This is a genomic window from Photobacterium sanctipauli (assembly GCF_003026495.1).
Classification (GTDB): Bacteria; Pseudomonadota; Gammaproteobacteria; order Enterobacterales; family Vibrionaceae; genus Photobacterium; species Photobacterium sanctipauli.
The window spans coordinates 89,368-114,642 of record NZ_PYMA01000004.1 but is presented as its reverse complement, the minus strand read 5'-3'; the positions used below and the strand labels follow the sequence as shown (position 1 = coordinate 114,642).

Here is a 25,275-nt window from a genome sequence, read left to right as displayed (position 1 = left end):
CCAGCTCATTAAACGCAGAAAGCCGAGTTTATATACTCGGCTTTTTAATTGCTAATTTTCATTCAACGAACCTTTTATAGCAAGAGCCTGTAATAGCAATCTGGATAAGCAATTAAGGCAAGCGACATAATAAGTTACACACCAATCGCTGGGATAAAGTAGATAATCGCACCCCAAGCAGATACCCAGCTACCAACTAGCACCATATCCATCCAATCACGACTCATAATTCATCTCCTCACAAGCAAATAGTCTGTATAGATCATGATTGCCCCCTGCAATATCCATTCAGCAAACGAGCATGCTGTTATTAATATCGTCCACTTATTCAATCTCTTTAGAAAAAAAATAAAGCCAATCAAATGATCGGCTTTATTCGTGTTATCTCGACTGTCGAGCAAACGTTCTAGGCAACCCCTTCCTTGCACTCACAGGGAATAAAATGGGAAAGCAATTGCTGCGGTGCTGAAAGCTCACCTTGATGATTTGCGAAGGCCTCAAAAGCCTCAGCCATCGTGCAGTTTATTGCCACAGGCTCAACAACGTAATCAAGCAAAGCGCCATAACCCTCTTTACCCGTTGCGGTATAACCCGATGAAACAGACGTATAAACCTCTTCATCCTCTAAATCGTACCATTGACCATCATGAAGCCGTTGAAGTTGCTCAATCCGACTACCTTGCTCTGCACAGCAACGGTAAGTAAAACGAAGGTGCGAGGTGTACGGAAAGCTACCACTCCCCGTCCCTTCCACACCATTGTCGATGGCGTTATCAATAGCACCTTCTAGCGCAGCTCTTACCTGACGCCCTTTTACTTGATACACCATAAGACCGATAGCAAATGGTAGTAAACGACCTGAGATATCAGCAGAAGTGATCGTTCCCTTATGCAATGAAGCCCTAACACCGCCAGCATTATGAATGCCAAAGTCTACCGCGTACCCCAGCTTACGCGCTTTCCACACGAAGCTATCGACGATTAATGGGGCGATTTGACTTCCCCCCTTATGATCAGGAATGCGCACATGTCGTAGGGGCTCGGCAATGTCAGCTACCGTTTGTGTTTGCAACTTTCTAACCGCAGGGCGATAGTCACTGTTTAACAGGTTTTCGATATGCGGGTCTTTAATACAAAAACGCACATTCGGCTGTGACGATAAATACGCTTTTACCGCATCGTGGCTATTGCTATCAAGATGCTCGCTTCGACTCGCATCAAGCGTAAACTGTCGGCCTAGCAATAACTGGTTTATCCCTGCCGCTTTCGCCACGGTGCCATCCGCATTGAAATCTAATTCAAGCTGGCCTAGCGCCAGTGCATTACAGCCCGCTTGCACGACACAAGTACCTGAAATCATTTGACCATATGAATCAGTGACACCGTAACCAATATTGCTGAAGTCACCCTGCATAGTATGGGTGTGTCCGCCAATAATGGCCCCTAGCCCATCGATCTCCTTCGCCAATTCTAAATCGCGTTCATAACCCAAGTGGCTTAATACAACCACCTTGTTAATGCCCTTGGCACGTAAAGTCGCAACTGTGCGATTAGCCACTTCAACCACATTAAGAAACTGCGTATCGGAATCAGGGTTAGCGATACCCGCCATGTTTTCGATAGCCAAACCAAACATGGCCACCGGCTCACCGGCAACGTCTTTAACAAGGTATTTTGCGCAGCCTGATTCGTTGTCATAGGCAAGCACATTTGATTTAGGGGCTAATGGGTTGGTTTTATCTTGAAGCTCTTGCGACAGGTCCCAATTCCCCGCCAATAGTGGGAAGTTGGTCAAATCCATAAAGTCGGCAACCACAGTGTTGCCCATATCGAGTTCATGGTTACCTAATGCCATTGCTTCAACGCCAATGGCATTGAGCAACCTTGCATTGGCGACGCCTTTATATAGGGAAAAATACAGTGTGCCTTGAAAGCAATCACCCGCGTGAACAAACATGAATTCGCGATCATGTAAGTGAGCTTGGCGCTTTACATCTTGTACCGCTGATGAAACGCGCGAGAATCCACCACAACTTGCAAATACTGACAATTCCGAATGTAGTACGTCATGAGGCAGCGTGAGAGAGATTGATGACGGTTCGAAATGTGAATGCGTGTCGTTAATATGTGCAATGGTGATCTTCGCTGGGCGGTGAGTTGTCATAATCGTAATATTGTCTCCATTTCTCTTTTTCTTTATTACAGGGCTATGATATTACAGCATGATGTAAATCACATTCTTTATGTTACCAATCGCACTGAATATTCTTCTACAGTGATAAAAAGCATGCTTTATTAGGTATTATAGTTATAGGCATCACTCAATTTATGTTGCGAGTTGCCTATGTTTCTCTACCTTCTACCCATCATACTTGCCATTTTAGTCGGCTATCTGACACAACGTACTGGTCTATGCATGGTTAGAGGTGTTCATGAAATGCTGGATAAGCGCCCAGCTTTTTTACTCACCATCCTTTGTTGTGGCTTCTGGTATTGGCTGATCAGTCCTTTCTCACCGGAAGCACTGCTTAAACTCAGCTTCGATCGCTATGCTGTCAGTTTTCACTTTATGCTCGGCGGTTTCCTATTCGGCTTAGGTGCGGCTATCAACAAAGGGTGTTCTATTTCTACCATCTCAAAATTGTCTCGTGGTCATTATCATATGTTGATGACTGTGCTTGGCTGGATCATTGGTTGGACGCTCCTCACAGCAGCCAACCTTACCCTAAGCTATAACAACCTCCCCGCAGCGACAGCACCATCGCTGTTTCACCTAGCTGTTCTAATCGCTATTGGGTTTTCACTGTTTTATTTTGTCAGCCAAGATCGCCGCCTAACCTTGGTTGGCCTGGTGTTTTTTGGCATTACTGCCAGTATCCTGACCTTTCTACTCCCCGAATGGTCACCAAGCCAATTACTGAAGGACATATCCGCCACCATTCTTCATCAGCAACAAAGTCAGTGGCCGTCACTTCAACGCTTCCTCATTATTGCAGGGCTGGTGTTTGGTATGGCAGCTGGCGCAAGCCACCGCGTAAAAATCTCAGAATTTCAAATCAAGCCCAGACAGCTAATAACGCACCTAAGCGCGGGCATTATTATGGGGATCGGGGCATCACTAGCACTGGGTGGAAATGATTCACAGCTACTGCTAGCCCTTCCAGCCATCTCTCCGGCAGGGGCGATTTCAGTACTGTTTATCATCTTGGGAATTACTTCTGGAATGATGCTAAGGAAGCGTTTAAGCCGCACCAGTAACTGAAAGGAAAAGATGCGGCCTAAAATTAAACAGGATTACTGGTAACGACCATGACGCTGCAAGAACTCAATCTTGTAGCCATCTGGATCCAATACAAAAAAGAACTTGGCAAGCAATTGTCCGTCGCGGAAGAACTCTTTAATTTCTGCAGGCTCATAACCCAACTGTGTCAGTTTCTCGTGCTCTTTCTCGAGCTCATCAACAGCCACTGCAATGTGACCATAGCCTGTGCCATGAGTATAAGGCTCTGCGCCCTCGTTCCAGGTTAACTCAAGCTCCATGTCGTTCTCTTCATTTCGAAGGTACACCAAGCTAAAGCAATCGAAATCGAGCCGTTCTGCAATATCTAAATCCAGTGCTTGTTTGTAAAACGACAGTGACTTGTCTAGATCATAGACACGCACCATTGTATGAATCATCTTAGCCATCGACATCTCCATAGATTTTATCAACTACGTGCTAATTCAACACGTTAGCGCTATATATTATTTGAGGTGGACTATAACAACTCAGTGCTATCTCAACAAGATAAATACGCGACTCAACTTTCGATAACTATCTAATTCTTAGTGCAAACTTTGCAATAATGTGACCATAACAACCCCAAGGCAATGAAAGGTCATGTAGGCTTATATTATCAAGGTAGCAGTTAAGGTATGCCATGCAGCTGAAACGAATTGAAATAGCCGGTTTTCGAGGTATCAAGCGCTTATCTTTGTCGTTCGATGAACTAACGGTACTGATTGGTGAAAACGCCTGGGGTAAATCCACCTTGCTTGATGCGCTGGACATTGCCTTAGCACCCAACGCCGAATTTTATCAATTCCACTTTGCTGACTTTCATGTCGACTATAGTGCAGGTCATGCCAAAGCGACTCATCTAAGCATTATCCTCCATTTTAGCGAAGACTATCCGAGTGAATACAAAGCGCGGCGCTACAAAGCATTTAACCCGGTGTGGGTAACCAATCGAGAAGAAGAGAGCCATTCCCTTTACTACCAAATCACCAGTAGCGTAATTGATGACAAGATCACAACTAAACGCCAGTTCCTTAATCAGAGCGGGCACCCCATCCAGTGTGAGGATAGCGAGAAGCTTGCTCGCCAACTAATGGTACTGCACCCTATCGTACGAATACGCGATGCTCGTCGGTTAAGAGAAGGGGGAAGAAACAACCAGGAGCAGCAAGAGGCCGACAAAAGACAAAGTGAAAATAAGCGAATTGAAAAACGCTTAGATAACACCTGCCGCCGATTAATGACCCGACCCGGCCATGTCAGCCAAGCGGAAATCAAAAGTAGTATCACCGCGCTGCGTACCCTAGTTGATCACTATTTTGCCTTTACCCCTCATACCCGACGTTACGACTTTAACCGCCAGCACTTCCCTGAACGTGCGCAATATGCCGTGAACCCATTGGAGCAACTCACACAGCCAGAAGTGACCAAACAGAGTCGTCTGGTGTTAATGGGTTTGCTCAATGCCTTTATTCGTGCCCGAGGCCCTGTTGAGTTAAAGCGGATCTCTCGCCCGATTTTGATCTTGGAAGATCCCGAAGGCCGATTACATCCAACAATCTTGCACCAAGCATGGACTTTCATTGCCAAAATGCCCATGCAGAAGATCTTAACAACAAACAGCCCTGATCTTTGCTCCATCGTCCCTTTATCATCAGTGATGAAGCTGATCCGTACACCGAACCGGACACAAGTTCATTCAATCCAGCCCCAAGAACTAAGCCGAGACGAACAGCGCCGGGTCACCTTTCATATACGAGTTCACCGTCCAAGCGCCCTCTTTTCAAGAGCTTGGCTGTTGGTTGAGGGTGAAACCGAAGTATGGTTGTTTAATGAGCTTGCCAGAATTTGTGGCTACCACTTACCCGCTGAAGGCGTACAAATTATTGAGTTTGCCCAAAGCGGGCTCAGGCCGTTAATCAAAGTCGCTAAAAGCCTTGGTATCGAATGGCATGTCGTTGCTGATGGCGACTTGGCGGGTAAAAAATACGCTGACACCGCCAGACGTATGCTGGGTACAGAAGCAGAGCGCCACCGCATTACCGTACTCCCGAAACGGGATATCGAGCATTACCTTTTTGCCAACGGCTTCGAGCCGTTATTCCGCAAGCTTGCTGGTGTGGAATCAGAATCTCCGCAAACCCCAAAGAAGATTATTCAACGGGCTCTCAAACGTCATGCGAAACCCGATGTCGCACTTGCGATAGTCAAATACGTAGATGAAGGTAACATCGAAGAAATACCAATCATGTTGCGCTGGATCCTCAAACGGATCGTAGCCATGTCGCGGGGAGTGAGTTAAGCCGTCAATATGACGGCCTACTATAAAATTTAAGCTAGTTTAGAGTACTCCCAATGATCGCCAACTTCTTCTAGAATCACTTTTTCCATGATGTCTGAAGCTTCAGCATCGGCTAAGTATTCAACCATCATTGAGATATTGCTTTCTTTATCAATTGACTCAAGGTACAGAAGACGAATATTAATATCCATCATTGGTGGTATCGCTACCTCTCCCTTCTCCCAGCGAGCGATGGTTTGCCTATCAACAAATAGCATAGAGCCAAACTTTGTTTGTGATAAGTTAAACTCGCCTCTTATAAACTTCAGTTGCTCTTTCGTCATCCAGCGCTTTTGATTCACAATAGACAAACCAATTGCTTCTTGTATTCCATCGAAGTCATGAAAACTCACAAATTCTTCACCATCTTCTACTTCGACTTCATAGCCATTTTTTAAGTAGATATAATCCAAACCGCAAGTGTCATAATGGAACATAACTTAATACTCTCTAAAAACTCTCTATAAACACGGTGACAGTGGTAGCTTTTGCCGCAATTTCTACATCTTTAAGTGCAATTACGACGCTTATACGCTCACCGCAACTAACCCCAATAACTTTGAATTTTCAGTCCCCCGACGGTTGCTGTGCTGGGCCTTCATCAATTTGGGATCTTTTACTTTTCAGTACATTGAATATATCGCGCTCTCGAATGCCTCTCTCTTTCATTCGATCACGACAATGCCCACTGAACCTAACTCGACTTTTAAAATTAGTCGCTAAGTCATTTACTATCTTTAACGCTGTACCAGCCTGTAACGGAAACTGCGAAACTGGTGCAGGCTCTTTCCTTGATGTAGCCTTTGAATTGCTGCTTTGGTTGCTTGACATATTAAATGCTCTTTATTTTGTATCACTATGATACAAAAATTCGAGCATGTCAAAATTATGTATCATAGTGATACATAAGTTTTGGAGGTAGGAAAAGTAAGGAATTACAACATGAATAAGAGTCAGAAGGTTTACTGCTTCTCAAAAAACAACGTCACAGTACCAACGGTGAAGCCCCATTTGGTCATTTCAGCGATATTTAACATGTGGTTGCTATCCTGAAGATACATCCAGTCATTGAAAGTAATATCGTAGGTAGTGTCGTCTACCGGTACGCGAAGCACATAGCGCCAATTTAAAGCATTACCTTCTACTCTACCCGTTGCTTCGCCCACTACATCATCAGCGGTGCCCATATATTGGCCATTCTCTAACTTAGTGATCACCCAAGTTCGTTGCTGCTCTTCGCCATCATCAAACAAAAAATCTTCATAAAGAGTTAAGACCCGACCTTTTACTTCGCCACGTATCTTTACATCAAAGCGTCGGGTTTGTTTACCAGAGCGATCTTGCAGCATGCCCCAGGCCTGAACATACCCTTCAAAAAATTCAAACAAATCAAGTTTTGGCGTGTCATCACGGTAGTCTTCTATCGACGCACTACAACCAGAAAGCAATGCAAGCGCTAATGCCAACATCGTCGTCGTGAAGTACTTGATATACTGAGCCATTATCTTTGTCATTGGTTCATTCCGATTAACTGTCTACGTATCTCGGGATAGGCTGTTTTTGGTGAAAGCCAAATCTCCAAAAATGATATTGACATTTCTTCTGAGCTGAGACTGCCAATTAGCCAGTTATCTCGATAAAAATGGCCTTCACCATTACGTAAAACAAAGATAAGCCGATCGCCTTTTTTTACATCTGGCCAAATAGTGCCTAGCTCGTTGACCCACTGCTTACGCTTGACTGAATTCACACCCAAGTGTTGCCATTGATCGTCCGTTGCTTCGAGAAGATCTTCATTATCAATATTGCGTTGGTATTTGATCACTAGAGCAAGATCGTCAATGGTGTTCGAATATAGCCCTGATGGTGACCGCAACTCAGAGTCATAAATCACCCATGGCCCCCACTTCAATTGGGCATCACCGACCGCTGGCCATGTTTGCCACGGTGATGAACTGTTCGCATAACCAGCAGGAAGAAATACCACTAGTAACAACAGCATTGTCACTAACATTCTCTTGAACTCAACGATAGATAGAATGTTCATATGTCCGCCTATAATATCCAGCGATATGTTTAAGGGTTAAAAGAATGAACCCACTAAAAACAATCCAGCACAAAAGAATGGTTGGTAGAGTGATGCTTAAGTCGTAAGGCCAAATAACCGCACCCAATCGGTAGCCTGCAAAATAGCTCATCATGCCGCCAACGCCTCCTAAGGCCATTATGATGACAGCAGAATACGAGGTGATTTTTTCACGAATGATCCAAACAAAGGTGCCAAAGCCTAGCCACAGCAGTGCCAACCACAACGGAAAGCTATCTGTGGCAAACTGATACAGAGCAAAATGCTTGAGTGCCATATCCATCAGGATTCCAGCAGAGCCAATAGCCACACCAAACTTAAAGGCTGCATGAAAACGCCACCAGCTAAATATCAAGATTGATAACAATACCCAGCTATATTGGGCTTGACCCAGCACTGCGACAAACCAGAAAACGTTGAATACTGTGCCAACAGCGATCAATTCCTTCGTTGTCATGCCTTGCTCCTCTGCCTTCACATCAAGTTAGAACCATTAACGCCAACCACCTCGACTAGCAACAAGCTGAACGGTACTTATGCTTCTCTCTAAGAAGCCGCCCTCACAGTAGCAGAGGTAAAATCGCCACATACGCACAAAGCGTTCATCAAAGCCTTGTTGCGACAATATGTCGATATGCTGGTTAAACCGTTGGTGCCAATCTGACAATGTACGGGCATAATCCATACCTATGTCTTTTATGTCTCTAATCACAAAGTCGCTGTGGGCTGTTAACTGTTGGGCCAACACAGTTACTGAAGGAAGAAAGCCACCTGGGAAAATGTGCTTTTGAATAAAATCGACACCCTTGCTGTAACTGTCATAGCGTTGATCTGCAATGGTAATAGCCTGAATAGCTAACAAACCGTTTGGTTTCAGCAGTTTCTGACACTGTTTAATGTAGGTCACAAGGTATTCCCTACCCACAGCCTCTACCATTTCAACCGATACTATTTTGTCGTACTTACCCGTTAAATCTCGATAGTCATCCAACAGCAAGGTGATCTTATCGCCCAACCCTTCAGCTTCTATCCGCTCTTTTGCCCATTGATGTTGAGCGTTTGATATTGTTGTTGTGGTTACTCTACAGCCATATTTCTTTGCCGCATGTATAGCCAAGGCTCCCCAGCCGGTCCCTATCTCAAGCAGATGGTCGTCTTTGCTTAAGTTCAACTGCTGACATAGCCTATCCATCTTGTTGATCTGGGCTTCATATAAGCTTTGATCGTTCGATTCATAAATCGCAGATGAATAAAGCATATTGCCGTCAAGAAAGGTACGGTAGAAGTCGTTGCCAAGATCATAATGCGCCAAGATATTTTGCTTTGCGGCCTGCTTGTTATTGCGGCGTGAACGGTGGAGCAACTTGTCTTTTATTGACGTAATCAAGCTTACTTTGGCTTCAATGTTTTCAAGCACCGGTAAATTCTTAGCAAGTACACGCACCACCTGGGTCAGGTCTGGTGAGTCCCACCAACCATCAATGTAGGCTTCGCCAGCTGCTATGCTACCGCCCTTTAAAACGCGTTGATAAAAGCCCTGATGGTTAACAATCAACTGCCCCTGACACACAGCCGCCTTATCACCAAAGTGGAAAGTATCACCACCATATTCTGCAACGGTTAACCCAGCCCCACGTAATTGATTCAAAATACCAAAGATCATCTTTCTGGCTAAGTTATCAGCTACTGAAGTTACTATTTCTGAATTTGTCACATCACTTTTAAGCATCTTCTTACCCTTCTCTGGTTTTTTGTTGGCGGTTATCCATTGCCTTGTTGATTTCTGTGTTACTGGTCTGGCTTTGGGGCTTGTCACAATTGGGATGACTATGAAAAGGCACTTTTTTCAACCAAAGCTTGAGTGCTTGCCAATAAATACCAAACACAATCTTCACCGTTTGTATTGGCGTTTGGGCCAATAATGACCAAAGCACTTTTGTCGTAAACGGCTGGCGCTTCAATGCCATCGTGGCATCCAGTACTTTTTTGTTACTCGCCTCATCATGGATATCGAGCTGAACAAATAAGCGCTTTTCCGGTGGTTTAAGCTGCCAGTAATACCGCTGGCTCATCGGGTTAAAGGGCGATACGTGAAACGATTTATTTTCTTTCCATTTAGTGTCATCCCACCGCTCAGTCGCTGGTAATGCATAATAATGTCGTTCATTCCAAGGTGTATTACTGACTTCAGCTAGCACCCACTGCCATCTCCCTTCTTTGTCATAAAGGTAATAAAGGTTCAGTGGGCTGAAATAGATCCCCGCATAGCGTATCTGGCATAACATCAAGATCTTACCCTCAACACGCTCACCGGTTAGTTTCTCAACTCGTTCAATGACTGACTGCTTCAAATCAGTGACACCGTCACCCTTGGATGTAGGCTTACATACATAATCCGTTGCGTTAAAGCGTGCAAAATTGAACAACTGTCGACCAAAACCCGTTACTGATTTTTCCAGTTCCGACACTTCATCCAAATCGATTAACGGCATGAACATCGGATAAATAAAGCTGTGCTCAACCGGCGTAAATCGCCGATGCCTGACACTGCCAACAAAAATCGCGCTATTCATAGAGCCTCCCTAGCTACCTTTGGCCTGATTGACGAAAGGCTTGCTGTCGTGCCTCATTTAGAGGCACGTCTTGGCTTGAGTCTGATTGTAATTGACCTTGTTCGAATTCCATGTGGTCGATAACATCTTTAATGCCGTTTACCACATCCAGCGCACTTCTCACGCCGTCTTCATGAAATCCGTTGTACCAATAAGCCCCGCAAAACCAGGTATTATTTAAGCCGTTAATTAACGGGCGAGATTGCTGTGCTTGAATACTCTCGGTATTGAACACAGGATGGGCGTAGGTGAAGCGTCGTAAAATACACTCAGGCCGAATGTCTTCTGTTTGATTTAGCGTAACGCAAAATGTCTCTGGTGAATCAATACCCTGCAGAATGTTCATGCTGTAGGTAAGGCTTGCCAGTTTATGATCACGCTCGATATCGTCATCATCACTTAAGTGATAATTCCAAGCAGCCCAGGCTACTTTTGAGCGAGGCAGCATAGTTTCATCGGTGTGCAACACTACTTCATTTTTTTGGTAGGCAATGTCACCCAACACCTTTATTTCATCTTGGCTAGGATCCGCCAGCATTGATAGCGCTTGATCGCTATGACTGGCAAAGATTACATGGTCAAATATCTCTGTTACGCCCTGTGCCGTCACTAGAACCTTACCTTTAGAGCGACGGACACTTTCTATTGGGGTGGATAGGTGAATACGCTGTTCGAAGGGCTTCACCAACTTTTTCACATACTCACGGGATCCTCCCGGAATAACGTACCATTGCGGTCTGTTAGCCACTTCAAGCAACCCGTGATTTCGGAAGAAGCGAATAAAGAAACCTAACGGAAAACCTCTCATATCCGATAAGGTCGATGACCAAATCGCCGCCCCCATAGGTAAGATATAGTTCTCACAGAAATAGCGATTAAAGTTGTTTGCTGTTAAAAATTCACCCAGTGTTTGACAGTTCTCCGACTCCAAACTGACTTCACGTGCCAACTTATTAAAACGAAGAATATCTGTAATAAAACGATAAAACACAGGGTTAAGCAGATTACGCTTCTGGGCAAACATCGACGCCAAGCTATGGCCGTTATATTCAAGTCCTGTTTTCTCGTTATGAACACTGAAACTCATTTCTGTTTCCTGACCTTGAATATCAAGTTCACCGAGCAACTTTTCAAAATTGGGGTAAGTTCTATCATTGAAAACAATGAACCCGGTATCAATGGCGTAGCTACCGCTTTCTACGTCTACATCCACCGTTGCTGTATGGCCACCAATGTAATCATTGGCTTCATACACTGTTATTTCATGTTGCTTGTGCAGATGGTGGGCACAAGTTAGCCCTGAGATACCCGAACCTATAATTGCTATTTTCATGATGTTTTTCCCGTCATTCGTTTTACTGCGGCAAGTTGTAAGCCTATTGGCAATAAAGACAGTGTCTTGAGGAACAAACTGAATTTTTTTGGAAAGTGGATTTCTTTTTTCTTTTCGTTAATCCCCTGCATGATTTGTTCGGAGGCAAACTCAGGTGAAACCAGCATGGGCATCGCAAAATCGTTCTTGTCTGTAAGAGGCGTTTTGACAAAGCCGGGGCTCACTAGTGACACCGTCACACCATCACGTTCTAGGTCGATAGCCAAGGTATTGGCTATATAGGCGAGCGCCGCTTTCGAAGAGCCGTATGCTTCAGCACGTGGTAATGGAAGATAAGACGCCGATGAGCCAATCAAAACCAAATGGGTTTTGTCTGAAAAGCGCGGCTGAAGTGCTTCTATACAGTTCAATACGCCAAAAATGTTCACTTCGTAAATTCGCCTGAAAAGCGCGACGTCAACTTTACCGTGCTCTATGTATTCGCAGGTGCCAGCATTGAGGATGATAAGTTCAGGCATCTCTGTCAGTGATGCCATCGCAGCCGTTACTGATTCCAAATTACAGACATCAAAGGCCAAGGGAGTGATACGTTCGCTTACCATTCCCAGCGCTTCTAGCCGATCTAGATTTTGACCGCAGGCATAGACGTGCCAACCTTGTGAGGCATAGTCGATACTAAGCTGCTTTCCAATGCCTGAACTGGCACCTGTGATTAATACATGTTTGGCCATGGCTACAGACTCGCTTTTAAATGTCGTACTAAAGCCCCAAGAATGGGTACCCCTTCGTAGATCATCTCGCCCATATCGAAATAGTCTCGATGATGGATAACCCTACCGTTTGCAAACTCCAGCCTTGAGCACCCTCTTACTTTGCGTTGTTTGCCGCCATCAATGCGTGGGTGACTGAACGACATTGTCCACTGCAGGTAAGCGACATCGCCCTGAGAAACGCTTTCATGGATATCAAAATCGCACTCCGTCACGGCACTGAATAAACGAGTAAAGTACTGGTGAAGCGAATCCCAACCTTCCATACGATGAGCAGGATCTTCAAACACTACATCGTTGTCATAAAGATCTTCCAATATCGAAAGGTTGTGCTTATTCAATTCGCTATAGGCCTGAACAAACTTGGTTGTTATTGCCTCTGATTGCTGGGTCATGATGCCTCTCCTTTGGCCTTTTTAAATACATCTATCGCCATTAACCTTGCCGCTTTGTGGTCAACAATTGGTTTGGGATAATCCAGCGTTTCGGCTTGGGGCCAATTGTGTGGCTGGTGGATGTATTTATCTGGCACATCTTTTAATTCATGCACCCATGTACGGATAAATTCTCCTTTTGGATCAAACCGTTCCCCCTGAGTTGTCGGGTTAAATACGCGAAAGTATGGCTGTGCATCTGTACCTGTCGATGCTGCCCATTGCCAACCACCGTTATTCGAAGCAAGATCCCCATCAATCAGGTGAGACATAAACCACTGCTCGCCTATATGCCAATGCAAGAGCAAGTCTTTGGTAAAGAAGCTCGCGGTGATCATTCTTAATCGGTTATGCATCCAGCCTGTTGCAAGTAGTTGCCGCATAGCCGCATCAACAATTGGGAAGCCTGTTCTACCTTGTTGCCACGCTCTTAGATGATCTTCAGAATGCGCCCAAGGCACTTTTGAAGTCCAAGGTTGGAAAGGTTGATTTCGGCTTAGCTTGGGAAACGCGACCATTAAATGGCGATAGAACTCACGCCAGATAATCTCATTGAGCCAGGTGAAGGCGCCTTCGTCTGGGTATTCGAGGCACTCAGGGTACTCAGCCATTAATGCTGCAATACATTGCCGGGGTGACAACATGCCCAATGCAAGGTATGGAGACAGGCAGCTGGTTCCATCTATCGATGGAATATCGCGATTTTGGTGATAGTCGGCAGCTTTTTCTATACAAAACGTAACTAGGCGTTGCCGAATAGCTTCTTCATCTACTGGCCAAAGCATGGTTTCAGCAAAAGGATAAGTCAGTTTAATTCTTCCAGAGTGTTGATACTTTTGGTTATCGAGTTGCTCTACTTCTAACGGTGGCGCATCCAATGGCTCTGGTACCGGATAAGGGCGCGCCGATTGCTGCGACTGATGGCGAAATAGGTTTAGCCATTCACGCTTAAACGGGGTGAAAACTTTAAATGCCTCCCCTTTTTTGGTCAGGACTTTTAACGGGGGAATCACGCATGAATCATCGAATGAGGTAAACCTAACCATATTATTCGCCAGTAATTGGGCAACTTGGCTGTCGCGCTTATTCTCATTCCATTCATATTGTTTGTTGCAAAAAACATGTTTGATATTCAGCTCACCCACTAACTCTAATATCACTTGAGGCAATGAGTTGAAATCCGGTACTTCTACCATAATTAATGGGATGTTTAATTGCTTTAGTTGCTCTTTTAATACAATTAAGCGACGTTCAATAAGGTTAGCCTGCATTGGTGAAACATTATGCTCATGCCATTGCATTGGTGTCGGTGTATATAATGCAACGAGACGATTACACTTCTCGCTCGCTTTTATAAGTGCAGTGTTATCAACCACTCTCAAGTCGTGACGGAACCACACGAGTCCAATATGATCATGCATAATGTTTTCTCAACAATCAGTATTAAAAATTAGAGTTAAAGATTAGAATTAAATATCAAGTGCATTCTAATTCAGGATGAATCTGTTTTAAGCTTCCCGATAACCTAACTTCACAAGAGACTTCATTAATTAATGTTGCTAACTGTTCATAATCATCCCGAGTTAACTTATTTTCACCATCAACATATAAAATCTTTGTCGATGACTTTCGCATCATTGCCGACAGTGCAACTAACTTACCACTTAGTGAGGTTAACAAAGTGACATTGTAACCTGATTCAGACAATGCCATTGTCGTTAACCAAACTCGATAACTCGGGACGGTATCAAAGCTAATCAACACACAAGGCTTATTGTTTCTTTTCCGCGACTTAGCAACTTGAAACAAACACCTTTCACTCAATACGCTACACCATAAAGAGGCCTGAATTGATGCCAATGGGTTCGCTTCAACATGAATTCTATGATCAACAACCGAAGCAATTTGCCCTTCGAAAACGTCCAGCGGATATTCCTTTAGCAACGTGGTCAACTGCTTATCTACCCCAGTACCATCCAGTTCTGCAATTGAAATCATAAGTGCTTCAACGGCCTTTATACTGTCTGAGTTTGACTCTATTTCGTTTTCCGTTGGCTCTGAAGCCAAGTTACTATCAATTAATGGCCTCACCTTGCCTATTGCCACGCCTTTTTCAAGCCAACTTAATATCTCATGAATTTTGTTAATATCATCTTGACTATACAAACGGTGACCTTTGTCGGTACGTTTTGGGTTTAACAAACCGTAACGACGTTGCCATGCACGTAAGGTTACCGAGTTGACCCCTGTTATTTCCGATACGTCTTTTATTGCGTATAGCTCTTTATTACAGTCCATAACGTAACTTCAAATCCTCTGGATATGGGTCAATGAATGTTTGTAGCTGTAAATATGGGTCTGGATACTCACGTAAATAGTGCTTAATCATTGTAAGCGGTACTAAAATAGGTTGATTTCCTTCCTTGTAGCTTAAAATAATATCGGCTAGTTCTTTTTTCTGATCTTTGGTTAATGAGCGTTTGAAGTAACCTTGTAAATGCATCAACACATTAGTTTTGTTTTTACGACTCGCCCGCTCTTTGATTGCATCCATAAAACGCTGGCGATACTCGTAATAAAACGCTTCTAAATCCCACTCTTTGATATTGGCAACCAAAGGCCCCATTTCCTTGTAAGCTTTTGGGCTATGAGCCATAAGCACAAGCTTATAACGCGAGTGGAACTTCACAAACGCATCGTAAGATAAGTTATCGCGAACACTACGGTAGAAGTCATCCAAAGCAAAAATGCGGAATACAAAATTCTCTCGCAGTACAGGATCTTGCAATCGACCATCCTCTTCGATGGGTAGCCAAGGCATTTTTTCCATTAGCTCTTTTGTATAAGTCCCGACTGAGCCCCCTGGTACCGTATTACCATTAGGAATGTAAAGTTTTACCCTTTCCATACCACAGGTCGGCGATTTAGCGCACACCACATATCCCCGTAAGTCGCCGAATTGGTTAATTTGCTGCTGGGCAAACTTTTTCATCTTTTCGGTGTAATCAATAGTTTGATCTTTACTGTCGACCAGACGTTCGTCGGTTTCAGAGATTTGCAGCAAGCGAATAACCGGTCGAGGTATTGTCATCCCAATGCCAATTTCAGGGCATACAGGTTTTAGCTTTACATACTTAGCCAATTCATCAACGACAAAGCGGTTTTGCTTATGTCCGCCATCAAAGCGTACTTTCTCTCCATAAACGCAAGCACTTATTCCAACGAGCATGTCCATACCCCACCAACCTTGTACAAATGTTATCTCTTGTACAACTAAAGTTAGTTCAATGGATCACCTTGTACAATTTTTTTTTTTGTACAATTTAGTGCAACTCGAAAAACTGGCAGTAAAGCGAATATATATTTGTTACTTTTCAATGAATTAAAAAAGGCATCGCTATTCAAGCAATGCCTTGTACATAAAGTTAAGGATAAAGAATGGGTGATTTTAAGCCTTGGGAGCTACTGACATTCCGCTGATATCCATTCGAGATAGTCATGAAACCCAGCAGTAATGGGCAGCTGTACTACCTGAGGCGTCTCATAATCATGGTTGGCAATGATATCTGCCTCAACCTTGGCATATAGTGATGCCTTAGTTTTAATGATTGCCAACTTCTCTTGGTCACAATTCACCTTTCCTTGCCAATGGTAGTAACTCTCGATGGATTGCACCTGCACACAGGCAGCCAACCGCTTCTCAACCAAAGAATGTATGATTTTTTCACCCACTTGCTGATCAGCAAACGTTGTAAGCACCACGCAGTAGTCTGTTGCCATTTTTAATTCCAGTTAAATCCAATCATAAACTAATATGCCAATACTAACGCGGTTTACGTAATGGTTGTAATCAATCAAGCTTTCACCATAGCCGTTATAGTATTGCAGGTACATCTTGACCGCATCATATACAGGAAAAGCCCAACTTACCTCAACACCGCCTTTGTTATCACTGGTCCGGAAATTATTCCTCAATAAAATGCTCATTAGATGACCATCGTTTTTATAACTTAAGCGATAGTTCCCGTAGCCCAGATATTTGTCTATATCTGGGTTATCGTCGTCATCGGCATCTTCCGGTATGCGATACCAGGGCTTAAGTGAAAGTAAGAAATTCCCCTTCGCTAGTTCAAAATTGGCGAAAACACGGTTCCAGCTACGCGACAGTACTTCTGAGCGCCCATTAGATTGATGAACGATACCAAAATCAGCCGCAACTAGAGTAAACCCGAAGATTTCATAGTCAGAATAATAACTTACAAACATTTCAGGGCTGTAGTTAGTTTCCCTGAATGGTGCCGACTCATCAGAGTTATACAACTGCCACCAAGCTGTTTGGGTATAACCAAACCACAAGTCCCAATTATCACGATAAATGTCGTCCCACAGTTTTATCTTGCCACTAATTTGAAACTTCACTTCCACCCTGTCAATTTCGGCATCGGGTTTCAGCTGACGCCAAGACTCTTCATTGGGCTTATCATTGTATGAAAAAGGCAAAATATAGTTGGGCTCGTGGGCCGTTAACCTGAATATCTTCCTTTCATTAAAGTAATTACCGATCTCGGCAATCGACATTTCATCAATATCTAGCTCTACTTGATGATCGGCGGGTTGCTGAATTTTATCTGCATCTTGTGAGTCTATTGGGTCTGACAACTGCGCGCTATCGTAACAAGCCAGTCTTGCTTGATCATTGTGAATATCTCGGCACGCCGTAGAAGCCGCAGCACTCATAGGAAACGAGGCTGCAAGAAGTATTAGGGTAGATTTAAGCTTAAGCATCGCTAATCCTTTAGTTTGCTTTACCCTAAAAACTAGCCCCTCTTTCCCTATATTACAAAGATAAGTCATTGTATCTAGTCTACTTAGCAAAGTAGATAACTAAAATAGAGAATAAAAAAGGGCCTAACTCTGTCAGACCCTTTAAACTTGCACTAAATGAATATGTTAAGACGCAAAAAAAACGTTATGGGCACTTTGATACCATTAGCTGTTCTGGGTACCCAGCATCAGTGAATTTTAAGCTCCATACATAGCTACCGGCTTCAGGTAGGGTCACCGCTGTATCTTTGCCATATCCACCCGCTTTCAGCATACCTGTTGCACCAGGCTTTAGTTCTAACCCATCGGCAGTAAACTGTGGTGACCAATCTTTGCTCGCATACTGCATTCGGTATGATCCAGCTTTTTCCTCTACCACCACTTGATAGGTATTATCGCCTTTGTACTCATAAGCACGGTGTGATTTATGAGACCAACCTGCATCAGCAAAGTCACCAACCACATACAATGTTTCGTTAATTGGCCCAGCTTCATTAACGGTTGGGTTATCGCACTGCGCCATAAAACCCTCGCCTGTTAATGAAGTAGCGACACCCGCTTTGGCAATGGCCCCTTTTTCAGATGGCGATTCAATTTTTAGGAAACGTGCCTCAAAAGCAGTAAGCGGAATGTAGTATTGGCCATCTTGTTGAGTGAAACGCTCGCCAGATTGTAAATCAACCAATGCACCTTCCGAGCCAGATTGAGCGCCATTTATGACAATGATATCAGCACGAGAGCTGGTGCTGACCATATACAAGAGCGCTTCGTTTTCACCTTGCTTGTGGTCAACATAAGCCGTATCGTTCGCAACAATATTGGTACGCTTACCCGAAGATAACGCAGGGTGTTGCTCACGCAATGTCATCAGCTCACTGACATAGCGCTTCAGTTCAGCCTGCTGACTATTTATCGAGGCCGTTACACCATCAATTTTTGCACTGGTGCGGCCGACATGATCATCACATAGCCCTTGAACAGCGCAATCTTGCTCAACCTTACCGGCATAGCCATCAACTTGATCACCAATTTCCTCGCCATAATAGAGGGTAATTGGCCCAGAATAAGCGGCTTGGAATGACAACGCGGCTTTATGGCGCGCCCAATATTCCGACTCATTCGGTGATGCAATATCACCCCGTTGCAGCAAGTCACCAAAACGCACCAAGTCATGGTTACCAAGCATTAAGTTCGGTTTAGCATGGTCAGGATATAAGCTATGCAGGTTCATGCCCTCGTTCAGCCATTCTCCCCCCTTACTGCCGATGCTATTTTCGTTTACGGCAAAAGTCTCAACAACACGGTATCGCATTGGGAAATCAAATGCTGAACACAGCGCCGGGTTATCCTGCTCTCCATAACCGGTTTCGGTGATGTAGTTTTGGTTATTCCAGATCTCCGCAACCATATAGCCAAGCGGATTAACCGTTTCACCTTTGTTGTTCACGTAGGTAACGGATTTTGAGGCTTCATCTACACTTCGGCGAATGGCCTTCCAAGCATCAGTTGGTACTTGGTATGCCTGATCCAAACGCCAGCCATCAATCTTTAGCTCTTTAATCCAATAGGTCGCCACTTCCTGGTAGAACGCCAAACTTTCTGGGTAACTCACCGGGTTATCTTCACCAACAGGTAATCTTCCTTCAGGTGACGGCACTATGTTTGCCTTATGGTGTCCAAACACGCCATCAAAGAAAACGTATAGGCCCTTCTCATGTGCTTTTTCTACCAGCTCTTTGGCTTGCTCCATGGTGCCAAAACGCGGATCAATCTTGAAATAGTCGCTGGCGAAATAGCCTGTTGCATCTAAACGATCCGCCCAGTGAGCTTGGCCTTCAACCGGAATCGAATAGAAAATCGGCGTCAACCAAATCGCATTCATGCTTAATGATTCAATATAATCGAGTGAATCGATAATACCCTGCAAATCCCCCATGTGGTGACTTGTACCATATCCTGTACCATGGCCAATAGCTGGATCACCATCAACAAAGCTCTCGACCATGATTTGATAAATACGTAAATCATCCGATTGCGTCATCATCTGAGCATCACAAAGATACACATCGTTAGACGTGTTGGTCGTTGCATCGGTGCTAGCACAAGCCGTTAGGGATGCAGCAATAGCGATTGCAAGGTAGGTTCTCATGTTCCGTTTCACTCGATATCTCCTTTTTCCTTTTTTTGTTGGAGTTATTCCAATGGATACAGGCTTATTATCAAAAACCTCAGGACAAAACAGACCCTCCCCCAAACCAATCATGAAGGCGTAGATAAGGGGCGTAGATAATGAAATGAAAAAAGGTTGAAAATAAACGGATTTTATTCGTTTATCCGCGGCTACAAAATGCGATACGAAGCATAAAAACGCCACGCACTAACAAACAACGTATACACAATCTGTTAGGCGCGTCTTATTAATTCGCCACAAACATCATCAAAAATGATGTTTGTGAGACAAATAGCAAACTTCAACATTCACTTAATTTAATGAGCGAGGAATTACGGTGTATTCATCGTAGCCAATGCTTGCAAAGCCTCTTCAGCGCGATTCACTGGCACAAAAACATGATCATGATAATAAGCCGCAACAACATTGGCACTGATGGAATACTCGGCAAGCCGCGTAGCAACCGCCGCCGTTAAGCCTACCGCTTCCAAACTAGAATGCACCGTCAGAGTTATCCCTTTAAACACGCCTTCATATCCAAGGCCATGCTGATCAGCGACGGCTTTGGCCAATACCAGCGTTAAGCCTTCTGGTTCCACAAAAGTCGCTAATGGTTTTAACGCTACAGCAGCCGCTAACACTTCGGACGTATCCCCCTTGAGCTCCTGAGTACAGAAAACAAATTCGCCATCCATCAAAACCGGCGACATATTAGTTAGCAAAGTTGCTAAATCCGTTATCCCTGCCATCGTCTCTCCTTGCTATTCATCATTGGTCAGTAAATCAGCATACAATGCTTGCCCTGAGATCTCAGGCAATTCTTTTGCTGCATCATGCTTTCACGCTGTTACAATACTAGCATCATACCAATGGGTATTATTGAGGTTAAAGAAATGCAACACGAACAGTTTGAAGCACTGGTTAAATCACTGTGTGAGAAAGAAAACTTACCACAAGCACTTGAAGCACTTAAAGCGTGTGAAGACACCGACGTTGCCGAAGCTGCTGCATCACTAGCGGGTCAATTCCAGTTAGCTGAAATCGAGGGTGAGCGCCGTATTTACCACGTATCTGTTCATGAAAACGACGAAGGTCAAGAAGAAGAGTACGTTGAATACATCATGAATGATGGTGACGATGTGATTAAGTTCGTTGCTTGGTTCTTCTTCGCTATGTTCGAAATGAAACAAAAAGACGTATACCAAACAGCTGGCCGCACTTACCAGCAGCCTAAGCGCAAATAAAATGACTATCCATGATGTCGGCAAGTAAATCACCGCCGGCATTTATATATACCCAAGTTACTGCAAGTAGCTTGGGTATACCTCTTTCTCTCTTCTCGTAAAACACGCTCACAATAAAACACTACTTATTCCTTACATCTCAATTACAATGGCTTTTGGTGCCTGATAGTACAGGCAAGGATGTCAGTTTATTTGAGGTTAGGACGTTGAAAAAATTTGCTCTACTACTCTTTGCGCTTATCACCTTTGGTGTGACAGCGTCACCATCAACTCCCCAGTTTGATGTTGTTACATTGGGCGCTCGCGGTGGTATCCAGGATGGGAATTTGACCGCTTTCTTAATGAAAGCCTCCAAAGACAATAATTTCGTTACCTTGGATGCAGGCACATTGGTCAATGGTATTAGCGTTGCTGCTGATCAGGGAGCCTTCAACAACATCACAGTGCCGGAAGAGTCAGCCTACAACCTGATTGGTTATGTACTTAAAGAGCGCATTAAAGGCTACTTCATTAGTCATGCCCACCTTGATCACGTTGCAGGTATGATCATCGCTTCACCTGATGACAGCTTTAAGCATATATACGCACTACCTTCAGTCAATTCGGCATTAGCAGAAACCTATTTTAATTGGGTGTCTTGGCCAAACTTCTCTAACCGTGGTGAAGGGTTCAAGCTCAATAAATACACAATGACTGATCTCAATACTGGCAGCTGGAAAAACGTCGAAGCTACGACTTTAAAAGTGAAAGCATTTCCTTTGAGCCACTCTGGTATCGAATCCACAGCTTTCTTGTTTGATAGCAATGGGCATGCCCTCGTCTACTTCGGCGATACCGGGCCAGATAAAGTTGAAAAGAGCGATGCGCTTAACAACGTATGGCGATCGATTGCGCCTTACATCGAAGAGAAGAAACTTGCTGGCATCTTCATCGAAGTGTCCTTCACCAATAGCGTGGAGGATAAATTTTTATTTGGTCACTTAACCCCTGACTGGTTAATGCATGAGTTAAGAAGTCTTGAACAGTTATCAGGCGGGAAAGGTTCGCTGAAAGGGCTCAACATTGTCGTTAGTCATATCAAATACAGCATGAAAAAAGGTGACGATCCAAAAACAGTCATCATGCAGCAGCTAGAAGCCCAAAACGACTTGGGCGTGAATTTTATCTTTCCTTCACAAGGTGATAGCTTTTCCCTTTAATTACATGGAATTAGTATGAAAAAATTAATTACTTATACAATATTAGTCATGTCTTCATTAACAGTACAGGCTGCTTCTCAAGCAGAGTCACTGTTTAATACTATTAATGAACGACTTAGTTACATGGAAGATGTTGCTTTATTTAAGGCCAATAACCATTTACCGATCGAAGATGTCGAACGTGAAAAAGTGGTAGTAAAAAAGGCCATAGATTCAGCAGCCAATCACGGCTTATCACCACAACAAACAAAAGCATTCTTTCAAGCTCAAATAGCGGTAGCCAAAGCAATCCAATACCGCCATCGCGCAGATTGGCTGTCACAGCCGGCCTCCAATCAGCCAAGGGATCTTCATCAAGTCATTCGCCCAGAACTGCTGACATTGGGTAACCAAATCAATGTTGAGCTAGCAGCCTACATTGAGCAAAACGGCAAGATATCAGCAAAGCAAGAAGACATGTTTAAGCAGTCCATTACGGTGAAATATGTCTCTGAGTCAGATAAGGAGCTACTGTTTAACGCACTGAAGAAGATAGAGTTAAAATAACCTCTATTTTCAATATTATGGGAAGCATATGAAATACGTTACTGTACTCATTCAATAGCTTTGCTTCCCATCAATGTAGATCCAAGCGCTTACGAAACTCCCTTGGTGAGCAGCCATGATATTGCCTAAACCGATGGGTAAAATTAAATGGATCTGCGTAACCAAGACGCTGAGCAACCATGCCTATCGACCACTCGCGGTAATGAAGCAAATCGACCGCCTTTTCCATCCTTAGCGTAATTAGCCGCTGCTGTGTTGAACACTGATATAACTGTTTGGTAATGCGATTGAGTTGCTCTGTACTCAAAAAGCACTGCTCGGCAATCCCCTTCACCGTCCAGTTGTGATGAAGCTGTGATTCTATTTCATTGAATACACTTTGCACCCGAAGCACCGAATTTGATGGCGCCAATGTCGTAGACCCCAACAGCAAGCGCGACAACTCACTGGCAAACAACTTTCTATAACTTGAACGCCCGCTAATTTCGCTATGTAGTAAATTCATTACCGACCATACCTGCTCACTCAGCTGGGTGAACTCAACACGCTGTCCATGGGCCGAAATGGGGTGCCATTTATCTGTTGGCTCCAATAGCACCCAAGCCATCTTCCAATACCCGCTCGCTTCAGCTAGCTCAAACCGAAACGGCAAACCGGCAGGCAGAATGGTCAGAGTATTGGGCAACAGATCATACTCTTTATCCTCAGTGGTCAGTTTACCTTTGCCATCGAGAGTAAATAACAAGGTATGGATAGACGTGCTCACCCGCTCAATCTCATAACCATCAGATAATTCAGCTAAACCCGCCATAAAGAATTCATTGTCGGTCAGCTCAGGCAAGTCCGACTGAGTGAGGAAACGTTCCTTGCATGCCTCTGAAAGGTAAACCTTTTCTACCCAACCCGTTTTCTTATCTTTTAGCCGCCGTTCAATGGTGACAGATTCGCACAGGTTTTCTGGTTTTTCTAACATGTCGCTTACGTCCTTGCTCTTATATATTTGCCACCGTAAACAGAGGGCATAAATATGACAACTAAAAACATTCAAAAAACAGCCTTACCCGACGGACTTTTTTCCCGTGTAGCGAAGCTGGCTTTCCCAGTCGCTATTCAAAGTGCGTTGGTTGCCATTCTTGCACTTGCCGATGTCTTGATGGTGAGCGACTTCGGTCAATCAGCCACAGCGGCTGTGGGCATTGCATCTAAATGGCACTTCGTCGCAATTATGATCATGGCAGGGCTTGCTGCTGCTAACGGCGTTCTTGTCTCCCAATACTGGGGTAAGAACGATAAAGTGCATGCAAAAACAGTGACCTTACAAGCGATGAAGTTTGGTGCCATTATCATGGTACCGGTGACTTTTGTCATTACGTTCTTTGCCCCGCAGATCATGCAATTGCAAACCAATGACTTTCAAGTTATTGAGCAAGGTGCTCAATACCTTTGGTATAGCTTTCCGGTTTTGATTTTAACGCATGTCATCATCACTGCAGAATCGAGCCTACGCTCAAGTGGTGATGCAATGCTGCCTTTGATCCTTGGCGCCATTACCATTGCATTGAATATCGCCCTGAACTTTGTCCTGATTAAAGGTGGCTTTGGTATTCCTGCCATGGGTGTAGCCGGTGCTGCATTGGCAACGACCATTGCTCGATTTGCACAGGTTTTGATGATCTGGGGTGTATTGGTTTACCGTAATCACTGGCTACTTGTAAGCCGAGCGATTCCTAACCACCAAACGCTATGGATGACTTACCGAAAATTAGCCATTCCGCATTCATTAAATGCGCTATTGTGGGCATTGGGTACCCTAACCTACCAAATTATATTTGGCCGTTTAGGTACCACTGAATTGGCAGTTTTCAGCATGATTGGACCGTTTGAGTCACTACTGTACTCCGTATTTATGGGTATTTCAGTGGCTTGCTCAGTGCTAGTTGGTCAATCGTTAGGTCGTGATGAATTCAAAACAGCGCAAGCCATGACTGCGTTTTTCATTAAGTTCGTGCTGATTCTTGGTATTGGTATGGGTATCTTCCTATACATCAACAGCAGTTTTGTTATCGCATGGCTGAACTTAGATAGCGCAGAGCTGTTGCCATACGCACAACCAGCGATGGTTGCTATCAGTGTGGGCGTTACGCTGCGCATGCTTAATATGATCATCATTAACGGTATTCTTCGTGCAGGTGGCGAAAACTTATTCTGCTTACGCATGGACTTCATCGCGATGTGGATGATCGGCATCCCAGTTACAGCCTATGGTGCATTCATTGGTGAGTGGAGCTTTGGTTGGGTTTATGCAGCCATGCTGGTCGAAGAAACAGTTAAGCTGTCTTTGTGCTTTAAACGCTATCTGAAGCGTCGCTGGATGAATAACCTCACCATCCAAGCCCAGCCAGCAATATAAAGCTCCCCTGCCTTTTCATTAGTAAATAA

Annotated in this window: 26 protein-coding genes; 6 read left to right on the top strand and 20 right to left on the bottom strand. The window is 44.2% G+C overall.

All coding sequences use genetic code 11. The features are described from left to right. Nucleotides 1-406: 406 nt before the first annotated feature. A complete protein-coding gene (locus C9I98_RS09050) occupies nt 407-2,164 on the bottom strand; it encodes a bifunctional metallophosphatase/5'-nucleotidase (protein WP_036832479.1) in 1,758 nt (585 codons plus the stop codon). A gap of 180 nt (nt 2,165-2,344) precedes the next feature. On the opposite strand from C9I98_RS09050, the gene C9I98_RS09045 reads away from it, so the two are divergent. Further along, the gene (locus C9I98_RS09045) at nt 2,345-3,262 is read left to right on the top strand and encodes a YeeE/YedE thiosulfate transporter family protein (RefSeq protein WP_036832476.1); all 918 of its coding nucleotides are present in this window, start codon (nt 2,345-2,347) and stop codon (nt 3,260-3,262) included. 32 nt (nt 3,263-3,294) lie between these two features. Here the strand turns inward: C9I98_RS09045 and C9I98_RS09040 are convergent, their stop codons facing one another. Continuing rightward, nucleotides 3,295-3,687 carry a VOC family protein gene (locus tag C9I98_RS09040; protein ID WP_036832474.1) on the bottom strand — a complete coding sequence of 131 codons (393 nt, stop codon included), beginning with the start codon at nt 3,685-3,687 and terminating at the stop codon, nt 3,295-3,297. Nucleotides 3,688-3,920: 233 nt separating this feature from the next. Between C9I98_RS09040 and C9I98_RS09035 the strand changes: the two genes are divergently transcribed. Next, nucleotides 3,921-5,579, top strand: coding sequence for an ATP-dependent endonuclease (locus C9I98_RS09035; protein WP_036832472.1), 1,659 nt, complete (start codon nt 3,921-3,923; stop codon nt 5,577-5,579). 29 nt (nt 5,580-5,608) lie between these two features. Here C9I98_RS09035 and C9I98_RS09030 read toward each other — a convergent pair whose 3' ends face one another. The 17 genes from C9I98_RS09030 to C9I98_RS08950 form a co-directional block, all read right to left on the bottom strand. Next, nucleotides 5,609-6,055, bottom strand: a complete 447-nt coding sequence (locus C9I98_RS09030; protein ID WP_036832469.1) for a helix-turn-helix domain-containing protein — start codon at nt 6,053-6,055, stop codon at nt 5,609-5,611. Nucleotides 6,056-6,185: 130 nt separating this feature from the next. Continuing rightward, nucleotides 6,186-6,449, bottom strand: a complete 264-nt coding sequence (locus tag C9I98_RS27120) for a DUF4258 domain-containing protein (protein WP_051902736.1) — start codon at nt 6,447-6,449, stop codon at nt 6,186-6,188. 131 nt (nt 6,450-6,580) lie between these two features. Then, nucleotides 6,581-7,120: a DUF3833 domain-containing protein gene (locus C9I98_RS09020; RefSeq protein WP_420848138.1), complete on the bottom strand. Its 540-nt coding sequence runs from the start codon at nt 7,118-7,120 to the stop codon at nt 6,581-6,583. A gap of 8 nt (nt 7,121-7,128) precedes the next feature. Continuing rightward, a complete protein-coding gene (locus C9I98_RS09015; protein ID WP_051902734.1) occupies nt 7,129-7,665 on the bottom strand; it encodes a chalcone isomerase family protein in 537 nt (178 codons plus the stop codon). After that, nucleotides 7,643-8,161: a DUF2878 domain-containing protein gene (locus tag C9I98_RS09010; protein ID WP_051902732.1), complete on the bottom strand. Its 519-nt coding sequence runs from the start codon at nt 8,159-8,161 to the stop codon at nt 7,643-7,645. Before C9I98_RS09010 ends, C9I98_RS09015 begins: the two co-directional genes overlap by 23 nt. Before the next feature lie 36 nt (nt 8,162-8,197). After that, entirely contained in the window at nt 8,198-9,433 is a 1,236-nt protein-coding gene (locus C9I98_RS09005) for an SAM-dependent methyltransferase (RefSeq protein ID WP_036832467.1), read from the bottom strand. A 4-nt stretch (nt 9,434-9,437) separates the two neighbouring features. Continuing rightward, entirely contained in the window at nt 9,438-10,277 is an 840-nt protein-coding gene (locus tag C9I98_RS09000) for a DUF1365 domain-containing protein (RefSeq protein WP_036832466.1), read from the bottom strand. Between the two features lie 13 nt (nt 10,278-10,290). Beyond that, nucleotides 10,291-11,649: an NAD(P)/FAD-dependent oxidoreductase gene (locus C9I98_RS08995; RefSeq protein ID WP_081879160.1), complete on the bottom strand. Its 1,359-nt coding sequence runs from the start codon at nt 11,647-11,649 to the stop codon at nt 10,291-10,293. After that, nucleotides 11,646-12,380, bottom strand: coding sequence for an SDR family NAD(P)-dependent oxidoreductase (locus C9I98_RS08990; protein WP_036832464.1), 735 nt, complete (start codon nt 12,378-12,380; stop codon nt 11,646-11,648). The genes C9I98_RS08995 and C9I98_RS08990 overlap by 4 nt, the downstream gene beginning before the upstream one ends. A gap of 2 nt (nt 12,381-12,382) precedes the next feature. Next, the gene (locus C9I98_RS08985; RefSeq protein WP_036832462.1) at nt 12,383-12,814 is read right to left on the bottom strand and encodes a nuclear transport factor 2 family protein; all 432 of its coding nucleotides are present in this window, start codon (nt 12,812-12,814) and stop codon (nt 12,383-12,385) included. Continuing rightward, nucleotides 12,811-14,274 (bottom strand): deoxyribodipyrimidine photo-lyase, encoded by a 1,464-nt coding sequence (gene phrB, locus C9I98_RS08980; protein ID WP_036832460.1) that lies wholly within the window; start codon nt 14,272-14,274, stop codon nt 12,811-12,813. The genes C9I98_RS08985 and phrB overlap by 4 nt, the downstream gene beginning before the upstream one ends. A 55-nt stretch (nt 14,275-14,329) precedes the next feature. After that, nucleotides 14,330-15,151: a MerR family transcriptional regulator gene (locus C9I98_RS08975; protein WP_036832458.1), complete on the bottom strand. Its 822-nt coding sequence runs from the start codon at nt 15,149-15,151 to the stop codon at nt 14,330-14,332. Next, nucleotides 15,141-16,088, bottom strand: a complete 948-nt coding sequence (locus C9I98_RS08970) for a YbgA family protein (RefSeq protein WP_107271877.1) — start codon at nt 16,086-16,088, stop codon at nt 15,141-15,143. The genes C9I98_RS08975 and C9I98_RS08970 overlap by 11 nt, the downstream gene beginning before the upstream one ends. A gap of 227 nt (nt 16,089-16,315) precedes the next feature. Further along, nucleotides 16,316-16,633, bottom strand: coding sequence for a divalent-cation tolerance protein CutA (gene cutA, locus C9I98_RS08965; RefSeq protein ID WP_036823967.1), 318 nt, complete (start codon nt 16,631-16,633; stop codon nt 16,316-16,318). A gap of 12 nt (nt 16,634-16,645) precedes the next feature. Continuing rightward, nucleotides 16,646-17,638: a phospholipase A gene (locus C9I98_RS08960; RefSeq protein WP_051902268.1), complete on the bottom strand. Its 993-nt coding sequence runs from the start codon at nt 17,636-17,638 to the stop codon at nt 16,646-16,648. Between the two features lie 184 nt (nt 17,639-17,822). Further along, entirely contained in the window at nt 17,823-19,826 is a 2,004-nt protein-coding gene (locus C9I98_RS08955) for an alpha-amylase family glycosyl hydrolase (protein ID WP_036823969.1), read from the bottom strand. A gap of 353 nt (nt 19,827-20,179) precedes the next feature. Next, a complete protein-coding gene (locus tag C9I98_RS08950; RefSeq protein WP_107271876.1) occupies nt 20,180-20,596 on the bottom strand; it encodes an ACT domain-containing protein in 417 nt (138 codons plus the stop codon). A 144-nt stretch (nt 20,597-20,740) separates the two neighbouring features. On the opposite strand from C9I98_RS08950, the gene C9I98_RS08945 reads away from it, so the two are divergent. The 3 genes from C9I98_RS08945 (at nt 20,741) to C9I98_RS08935 (ending at nt 22,836) form a co-directional block, all read left to right on the top strand. Continuing rightward, nucleotides 20,741-21,091 (top strand): hypothetical protein, encoded by a 351-nt coding sequence (locus C9I98_RS08945; RefSeq protein WP_036829186.1) that lies wholly within the window; start codon nt 20,741-20,743, stop codon nt 21,089-21,091. 206 nt (nt 21,092-21,297) lie between these two features. Continuing rightward, a complete protein-coding gene (locus tag C9I98_RS08940) occupies nt 21,298-22,290 on the top strand; it encodes an MBL fold metallo-hydrolase (RefSeq protein ID WP_107271875.1) in 993 nt (330 codons plus the stop codon). Nucleotides 22,291-22,305: 15 nt separating this feature from the next. After that, complete coding sequence (locus C9I98_RS08935) at nt 22,306-22,836, top strand: chorismate mutase (RefSeq protein WP_107271874.1); 531 nt, start codon at nt 22,306-22,308, stop codon at nt 22,834-22,836. A gap of 70 nt (nt 22,837-22,906) precedes the next feature. On the opposite strand, the gene C9I98_RS08930 is transcribed toward C9I98_RS08935, so the two are convergent. Further along, nucleotides 22,907-23,809, bottom strand: coding sequence for an AraC family transcriptional regulator (locus C9I98_RS08930; protein ID WP_036819123.1), 903 nt, complete (start codon nt 23,807-23,809; stop codon nt 22,907-22,909). Nucleotides 23,810-23,863: 54 nt separating this feature from the next. Between C9I98_RS08930 and C9I98_RS08925 the strand changes: the two genes are divergently transcribed. Beyond that, a complete protein-coding gene (locus C9I98_RS08925) occupies nt 23,864-25,246 on the top strand; it encodes an MATE family efflux transporter (protein WP_036819121.1) in 1,383 nt (460 codons plus the stop codon). The last annotated feature ends 29 nt before the right edge of the window (nt 25,247-25,275 follow it).